The following is a 6,649-nucleotide window of genomic DNA, read 5'->3' as shown; positions in this document are numbered from 1 at the left end:
CCGCTATCGTGAACAAGAAAAAGCGGTTTGGGGACTGGGAAGCTGACACGGTTCTGGGCAAGCAAGGTACGGGCGCGATTGTCAGCCTGGTTGAGCGGAAAAGTAAGCTGCACCTGACACGCAAAGTGCCAGCGAAAAGCGCAGCCGATGTGGCCCGGGCAATGGTTGGCATGCTGTGGAAATATCGAAGTTATGTTCGAACTATCACAGCGGACAACGGCAGCGAATTCTGTGACCACGAACAGGTCGCAGAAAAGCTTAAAACGGATGTCTACTTCGCTAACCCTTATTCGTCCTGGGAACGCGGACTGAATGAAAACTTCAACGGTTTGCTGCGGCAATACATACGGAAAGGCACCGATTTGCGGACGGTAACAGATAGGCAAATTAGTGAGATTGAACGGGCATTAAATGCCAGACCGAGAAAGTGCCTCGGCTTCAGGCAACCTGTTGCGGTATTCAATGAATTACGCAAGGCAGCCTAATTTAGCGAGTGGTGCACTTCGGAGTTGAATTCGCGGGGAAGCCGTTTCATCGAGAACAAGGAGAGTGTGATGCAAGAATTAAAGGGATTTTTGTTGTCTTCTCTGTTGGCATTGCTGGTGGGTTGCATTTGGGCGGCCTTGGCGGGTATTTTTGGATTACTCCTGTTGCCTTCCATTTTTCCATCCAAGGGGTGGTTGGATCTGACCTATATGTTAGTGGGGTCTATTTTGATGCTACAAGCATTGATCGCCGGATGTTGGGCCGGTTGGTTGAGGGGAAGCGGGGTATTGATTCGGCAAACGGTAACCCAAAATGCCTTTTGGAAGACCAACTTGTCTATTGCCATTGGAATGTTGCTGTTGTTTGCGTTATTGCATTAGTTTTCTGTATCCGCCAAGGGTAACCTTGGTCATCGAGTGGACCGTTAATACCCGCTTAAAATATCCTCAACCATATTGTTTTTTAATTGTTTGCGGGCTGTGAGTCTACTCACGTTTTGGGTTATCTTCGGTGGCAACAGTCGGCAAAATGATAAGATCCTCTTTTCTTATTATTGTCTGTATTGGTGGAGTGCCATGCGTAGTTTATGCTCTTGGAGTTTGGTTCTTTGTCTGTCGTTACTGGCTTCGGGTTGTTCATTGCTTGAGGTTAAATTGGAAAGCGGTATTGAGCCGCTGCCGCAAGAACAGTTGAGCATGCGGGTGTTTACCCGGGAATATGCCAGCAGCTTTTTTGCCGGAGTAGAACAAAGCGCCGATCTGATACTGCAGCGCTCTGATGATCTGCAGATCAAATCCAATGCCCTGATGTGGAAAATTAATGCCGAACAAACACTGGGACAAACCATTTTTCAGGTGTCGCCGCTAGCCGCCATGATAGACACTTGGGCTTTTACTGCTCAGATGGCGCAGTTTTTTGAGTCCGGTAATGGCAAGGCATTGTTTGGCGAGCAAACGCAACTGGCAGCCAACACCAGTCAGCAGTTGTTGGCTGATTATGAGCGCCGCATGCAAGGGCTGATGAGTAAAGCCGATTTTGATGCCAATCAGCAGTTTATCCGCGAATATGCCGTGGCCCACCCGCTGTTTGATGTTAGCTTTCCGCGGGTCTCCGCGTTTAACGACTGGTTGAGCTTCCGTAAGATTGGCGAGTTTGATGCTGTGACTACTTTCGGCAGTGTGCCTGAGGTGATGAGCGATATGTCCGACCGTATGGCCATGCTGGCGAGCCAAACGCCAAAACTACTTGGCTGGAAGGCAGAACTGTTTGCCCTTCACTCTAACATCAACTCAAAAGAGGTACAGCAAACCCTAAAAGATATCAGCGAAACCTCGGCTAAATTTCAGAAGCTGATGAATGAAAGCCCGCAGTTAATGTCTGAGCTGGCAGTGGATCTGCGCCGCGAGCTGACGCCGCTGTTGGCACAATTGGATGCCAGTGCCGAGCGCAATCTGGCGCAACTGTCGGTTGAACGTTTGGCATTGGAAAAAATGGTGGAACGTGAGCGCATTGCGCTGGAACAGATGGTGGATAGAGAGCGCCAGGCCGTGACCAAAGAAGCCGACGCGCTGGTGCAACGTACTGTGACTCAGGTTTTTGAAGAGCTCACTGGCGTGATTAAAAGCCTGATCCTCTATATCGTGCTGTTCTTGCTGGTAGTGTTCTTTGCGCCACTGGGCTTGGGTGTTTGGTTGGGCAAGCGTATCGGCTTGAAGCAGGCCAGTATGACGAAGCAATAGTCAGTCAAATGGTGGCAAGTGTCTTATAGTGAGGCGCAGAAGGTAGCGTAAGTTGTATTAGTCGCAAGAGGGTGTTAACACGCGGCTTAGGACTTCAAACAGATACTTGCCACCACTTTTAAGCCCAACTGTCCGAGGGTATTTGCAGGGCTGGTTACTTATTTCTACAGATCAGCTTAACGTGTGCCTGCAGTTTCTTTAGGGCCCGAGGACTTACTCGTACCTTCCTTAGCTGTATTAGCTCATGTGTAGACTTGATGAAACCATAAGTATTTCGATTATAGTCCTTTTAATTAGATGACTTTTTTACCAAACTTATCCATTTTGCAATTGCATTTAGGACAAGTGCAACCACCCCACATCAGTTGATTTATATTTTGGGGGATACGAATCTTTGGCATTATTTCGCCGCATTCTGGGCACTTGATCTCATGTAAATTTATATCCATTTTAGACTGCTTGTTTTCAGTCATGGTGTTCTCCTTTTAAATTATTTTTGTATTGATTTTTTTGGGAACTGGCATGCCAGCCGTCCTTGTGGTAGCCGCATGTTATAACTGGTTGAATCGCCTTTAAAGTAACCAAGTCATCTTAACAAAACAAGAGGTGTTATCTGCCTGGATAGTTTAGCAATAAGCCGGCACAGGTTTTATTGGCGAAATAGCAGTAGTAAGAAAGGATAGAGGAAAGGGCCAAAGGCATTATTGAAGCGATAGCCCTTGGCCTTAAGTTTTACAAGTGCAGTTCAACACAGATAGCGGCGCCGCTTTGCTTGGGCAGGTTTAATCTGTGATTAACTCGAGTTGCATCAATAGCATATCTTCACCGTCTATGATCCGGGTATCCTGGCTGTGGCAGTGGGGACAGATGACGGTGCGCTCTTCTGGTGTGCTTTGCTGCCGGCACTGGTTGCAGGATAGCGTCAGCGGCGCTATGTCGATATCGAGCACGGCATCGTGACAGACACTGTGCTCACGAAAGGTGTTGAAGGCGGTGCGAACCAGCTCAGGCTCGACGCCGCTCATGGCGCCTATCTTGATGGCGACCCGGGCAATGCCCTTGGCGCCGTGCTCGGCGGCGAGTTGCTGGCACTGCTCCATCAGGGCACTGACGATAGAGTACTCGTGCATCAACAGATCCTCGGCAATAGCTCGCCCTGTGGCAGATCCAAATAACGGCGACTGCCCCAGGCCGATTCCAGTACCACTTTACCCGGATGTTGTTCGCCTACTTCGCCTATGATGCAGGCCTGATCGCAATGACCGAAGCGGCGCATGATTTCGACCGCGCCTTCGGCGAGTTCGCGGGGCAGGGCGATGACAAAGCTGCCTTCGTTGGCGAGATCCCAGGGCTCAAAACCGTAGAGTTCACAGACGCCGCGTACCTCATCACAGACGGGAATGGCGGTTTCTCTGAGGGTAATGCCCTTACTCGAGGCCTTGGCCCACTCGTTGAGCACAGCCGACAAGCCGCCGCGGGTGGCGTCACGCATGGCGTGGATCTCCAGATTGGCGGCGATCAGTTGCTCCACCACATTCCAGAGCACGGCGCAGTCTGAGCTGAGTTCAGACTCCAGCTCCAGCCCTTCTCGGGCACTCAGGATGGCGGCGCCGTGACGGCCTATGTCCCGCGAAAGCAAGATGGCATCGCCGCTTCTTAGTGCATGAGCCGAAATGCCCGGCTTGAGAATACGGCCCACCCCTGAGGTGTTGATGAAAATGCCGTCGGCGCAGCCTTTGGGCACTACCTTGGTATCGCCGCAGACGATGCGGGCTCCGCATTGAGACAGGGCATCGGCCATGCTGGCGACTATCTGTTTCAGACGGCTGATTTCAAAGCCTTCCTCTATGATAAAACCACAGCTTAAATATTGCGGCTCGGCGCCCATCATAGCTAAGTCGTTGACTGTGCCGGCAATGGCCAGCTTGCCGATGTCGCCACCTTTGAAGAATAGCGGCGCTACGGTAAATGAGTCTGTGGTAAAGGCGCAATCGCCGCCAAGATGCAAACAGGCGGCGTCTTCTTCGCGTCTGAGAATGGGGTTGTCGAAGGCATCGAAAAACAGCTTGTTGATAAGCTCAGCCATTTCCCGGCCACCGCCGCCATGGCTCAGTTGTACTCGTTTATCGGACATCAGTTTACTCCGGCATATCTGTAGTAGGCATTGCAGGCGCCTTCAGAGCTGACCATGCAACTGCCGAGCGGTGTTTGCGGGGTGCAGCCGCGGCCAAATACTTTGCAATCCTTGGGATTGGCCATGCCACGCAGAATATCGCCGCATTGGCAGGCCTTGTGATCGTCTATCTGTTTCACCGGCAAGCGCTCGGCAAAGCGTTGTTCGGCATCCCTGTGACTGTATTCGGGTTTCAGCATCAGTGCCGAGTCGGCAATGGGGCCAAGGCCGCGCCAACGAAAACTGGGGCGTACCTTAAAAAATTGCGCTACCTTTTGCTGCGCCAATAGATTGCCCTGTTCGCTGACGGCGCGTTGATACTGGTTTTCCAGTTCACAGCGGCCGCTGACTTTCTGTTTGACCAGCGCGAGAATGGATTGCATGACATCAACCGGCTCGAAGCCCGAGACCACCACAGGGGTGTGATAACGTTCCACCGCCGGTCGATAGATGCGGGCGCCGCTGATAACGCTGACGTGGGCCGGGCCGATAAAGGCGTTGACCTTGGTCTCGGGGTGGCTCATTACCGCATCTATTGCCGGTGGTACCAGCACATGGTTGATATGAAACAAGAGGTTACTAAGGCCCTTGGCTTCTGCTTGCTCCAGCAGTACCGCCGTCATCGGCGTGGAGGTTTCAAAGCCGATGGCGAAATAGACTATGGTCTTGTCCGGGTTATCGGCGGCGATTTTCAGCGCATCGAGCGGAGCATAGACGGCGCGGATATCATGACCTTCGGCGCGCACAGAGGCGAGCGAACCCTTGGAGCCGGGAACCCGGATCATATCGCCCAGGGTCACCAAGATCACATCATCGAGACGGGCGAGGGCGGCGGCCTGATCTATCCGCTCTTTGGGCATGACACATACCGGGCAACCCGGGCCATGAATGAAATGGATATTTTCCGGCAGCAGCTGCAGTAGACCATATTTCATTATGGTGTGGGTGTGGCCGCCGCAGACCTCCATGATATTGAGCGGCTCGGTCAGCTTGGGAGCCAGTGCGGCGATTTCCTCGGCCAGATTACGGATAGTGGCCGGGCAGCGAAAGCCGTCGTACAGTTGCCTGAGCTCAAGCTCTGCCATCTTCCGCCTCCAGTTTGGCCGCTATCTCACGGTACAGCGCCAGGCTTTCGGCGGCAGATTCGGCATCTATCTTGTTCATCACAAAGCCGATATGGATAAGCACATAGTCACCAATGGCAAGCGGTTCATCCAATAGATGGCAGCTCACTGTGCGTTTAACCCCCAGGGTCTCCACGGTAACGCTCTGACTTTCGGGGTGTAGCTCCACTACCTGGGATGGGATAGACAAACACATCAGCGGGCCTCCTTGGTGCGCTCGGCAAAGGCGGCGAGCTGCTTATCCAGCCACTGGGCGACCCGGGTCAAACTGGCGGGATCTTTGGTAGAGACTTCCAATACCTCGGCCTTGGGGTTGAGCTTACTCACCTGGGCACGGGCCTCGGAGACATTAAAGTCAAAGTAGGGCAGCAGATCGCACTTGGTCAGCAGTACCAGATCGGCGCGGTGGAACATTACAGGATATTTTTCTATCTTGTCGTCGCCCTCGGGGATGGAAACCAGCACAATATTCATGTGGGTGCCAACATCATAGCTGGCCGGACACACCAGGTTGCCGACGTTCTCGACAAAGCAGATATCCATGTTGTCAAGCGCTTGCTGGTGCAGGGCACCGTGCACCATAAAGGCATCCAGGTGGCAGGCGCTGCCGGTTTGGATCTGAATCGCTTCTATGCCCTTGGCCTTGAGGCGGTCGGCATCCCGCGAGGTTTCCAGATCGCCTTCAATGACGCAGTATTTTTTGTCTGTATAGGCACCGAGATGCTCCAGCAGGCTGGTTTTGCCGCTGCCGGGGCTACTCATGATATTGAAGGCCATCACCCCGTGGGATTCGAAGTGTTCCCGGTTGTGCTGAGCTTCGATGTCGTTTTTGTCGAGGATCTTGTGGATCACCGACAGAGTCTTGCTGTCGTTCAGCTGTGGGTTGGTGTGTACTGTGCCTTGGCTGTGAGAATGGCTATGAGAATGGCTGTGAGAGTGCTCATGGGAATGGCCATGAGAGTGATCGTGACTGTGACCGTGATTGTGATCGTGACTGTGAGAATGACCATGCTCGTGAGAATGATGCCCGCCGTTGCCCCTGGGCAGTGAACATCCGCAATCTTTACACATAATGAACTCCCTTTGGTTCCTTAATCTGAGCATGCGCCGCTTTGGCGGCAGATGCC

Annotated in this window: 9 protein-coding genes; 3 read left to right on the top strand and 6 right to left on the bottom strand. The window is 52.6% G+C overall.

The features are described 5' to 3' along the window. From ACMHXH_RS07280 to ACMHXH_RS07270, 3 genes are all read left to right on the top strand, one after another. Window positions 1-485: IS30 family transposase (locus tag ACMHXH_RS07280; RefSeq protein WP_413737889.1), on the top strand; the 485-nt coding region annotated here is incomplete at its 5' end. Window positions 486-554: 69 nt separating this feature from the next. Continuing rightward, window positions 555-866 (top strand): hypothetical protein, encoded by a 312-nt coding sequence (locus ACMHXH_RS07275; RefSeq protein ID WP_071477381.1) that lies wholly within the window; start codon window positions 555-557, stop codon window positions 864-866. A gap of 195 nt (window positions 867-1,061) precedes the next feature. Next, on the top strand, window positions 1,062-2,225 hold the full coding sequence (locus ACMHXH_RS07270) for a chemotaxis protein (RefSeq protein WP_226683973.1): 1,164 nt from the start codon (window positions 1,062-1,064) through the stop codon (window positions 2,223-2,225). Window positions 2,226-2,518: 293 nt separating this feature from the next. Here ACMHXH_RS07270 and ACMHXH_RS07265 read toward each other — a convergent pair whose 3' ends face one another. The 6 genes from ACMHXH_RS07265 to hypB all read right to left on the bottom strand — a co-directional run bounded on the left by ACMHXH_RS07265 (window position 2,519) and on the right by hypB (window position 6,593). Then, a complete protein-coding gene (locus ACMHXH_RS07265; protein ID WP_226683972.1) occupies window positions 2,519-2,698 on the bottom strand; it encodes a hypothetical protein in 180 nt (59 codons plus the stop codon). A gap of 309 nt (window positions 2,699-3,007) precedes the next feature. Continuing rightward, complete coding sequence (gene hypA / locus ACMHXH_RS07260; RefSeq protein ID WP_071477383.1) at window positions 3,008-3,355, bottom strand: hydrogenase/urease nickel incorporation protein HypA; 348 nt, start codon at window positions 3,353-3,355, stop codon at window positions 3,008-3,010. After that, window positions 3,355-4,359, bottom strand: coding sequence for a hydrogenase expression/formation protein HypE (gene hypE / locus ACMHXH_RS07255; protein ID WP_221055122.1), 1,005 nt, complete (start codon window positions 4,357-4,359; stop codon window positions 3,355-3,357). The genes hypA and hypE overlap by 1 nt, the downstream gene beginning before the upstream one ends. Continuing rightward, a complete protein-coding gene (gene hypD / locus ACMHXH_RS07250) occupies window positions 4,359-5,483 on the bottom strand; it encodes a hydrogenase formation protein HypD (RefSeq protein ID WP_071477385.1) in 1,125 nt (374 codons plus the stop codon). Before hypD ends, hypE begins: the two co-directional genes overlap by 1 nt. Then, on the bottom strand, window positions 5,470-5,718 hold the full coding sequence (locus ACMHXH_RS07245; RefSeq protein ID WP_025010286.1) for a HypC/HybG/HupF family hydrogenase formation chaperone: 249 nt from the start codon (window positions 5,716-5,718) through the stop codon (window positions 5,470-5,472). Before ACMHXH_RS07245 ends, hypD begins: the two co-directional genes overlap by 14 nt. Further along, window positions 5,718-6,593 (bottom strand): hydrogenase nickel incorporation protein HypB, encoded by an 876-nt coding sequence (hypB, locus tag ACMHXH_RS07240; RefSeq protein ID WP_251767046.1) that lies wholly within the window; start codon window positions 6,591-6,593, stop codon window positions 5,718-5,720. Before hypB ends, ACMHXH_RS07245 begins: the two co-directional genes overlap by 1 nt. Between the last annotated feature and the right edge of the window lie 56 nt (window positions 6,594-6,649).

Source organism: Shewanella sp. BJSY2023SW001 (assembly GCF_047314685.1).
GTDB classification, from domain to species: Bacteria; Pseudomonadota; Gammaproteobacteria; order Enterobacterales; family Shewanellaceae; genus Shewanella; species Shewanella indica.
This window is presented reverse-complemented; position numbering and strand designations above follow the sequence as displayed.

Excerpts from the sequence above, each read along its gene's own strand:
- ACMHXH_RS07265 (WP_226683972.1), bottom strand. The coding sequence starts at position 2,698 with ATGACTGAAAACAAGCAGTCTAAAATGGATATAAATTTACATGAGATC.
- hypB (WP_251767046.1), bottom strand. The coding sequence starts at position 6,593 with ATGTGTAAAGATTGCGGATGTTCACTGCCCAGGGGCAACGGCGGGCAT.
- ACMHXH_RS07270 (WP_226683973.1), top strand. The coding sequence starts at position 1,062 with ATGCGTAGTTTATGCTCTTGGAGTTTGGTTCTTTGTCTGTCGTTACTG.
- ACMHXH_RS07245 (WP_025010286.1), bottom strand. The coding sequence starts at position 5,718 with ATGTGTTTGTCTATCCCATCCCAGGTAGTGGAGCTACACCCCGAAAGT.
- hypD (WP_071477385.1), bottom strand. The coding sequence starts at position 5,483 with ATGGCAGAGCTTGAGCTCAGGCAACTGTACGACGGCTTTCGCTGCCCG.
- ACMHXH_RS07275 (WP_071477381.1), top strand. The coding sequence starts at position 555 with ATGCAAGAATTAAAGGGATTTTTGTTGTCTTCTCTGTTGGCATTGCTG.
- hypE (WP_221055122.1), bottom strand. The coding sequence starts at position 4,359 with ATGTCCGATAAACGAGTACAACTGAGCCATGGCGGCGGTGGCCGGGAA.
- hypA (WP_071477383.1), bottom strand. The coding sequence starts at position 3,355 with ATGCACGAGTACTCTATCGTCAGTGCCCTGATGGAGCAGTGCCAGCAA.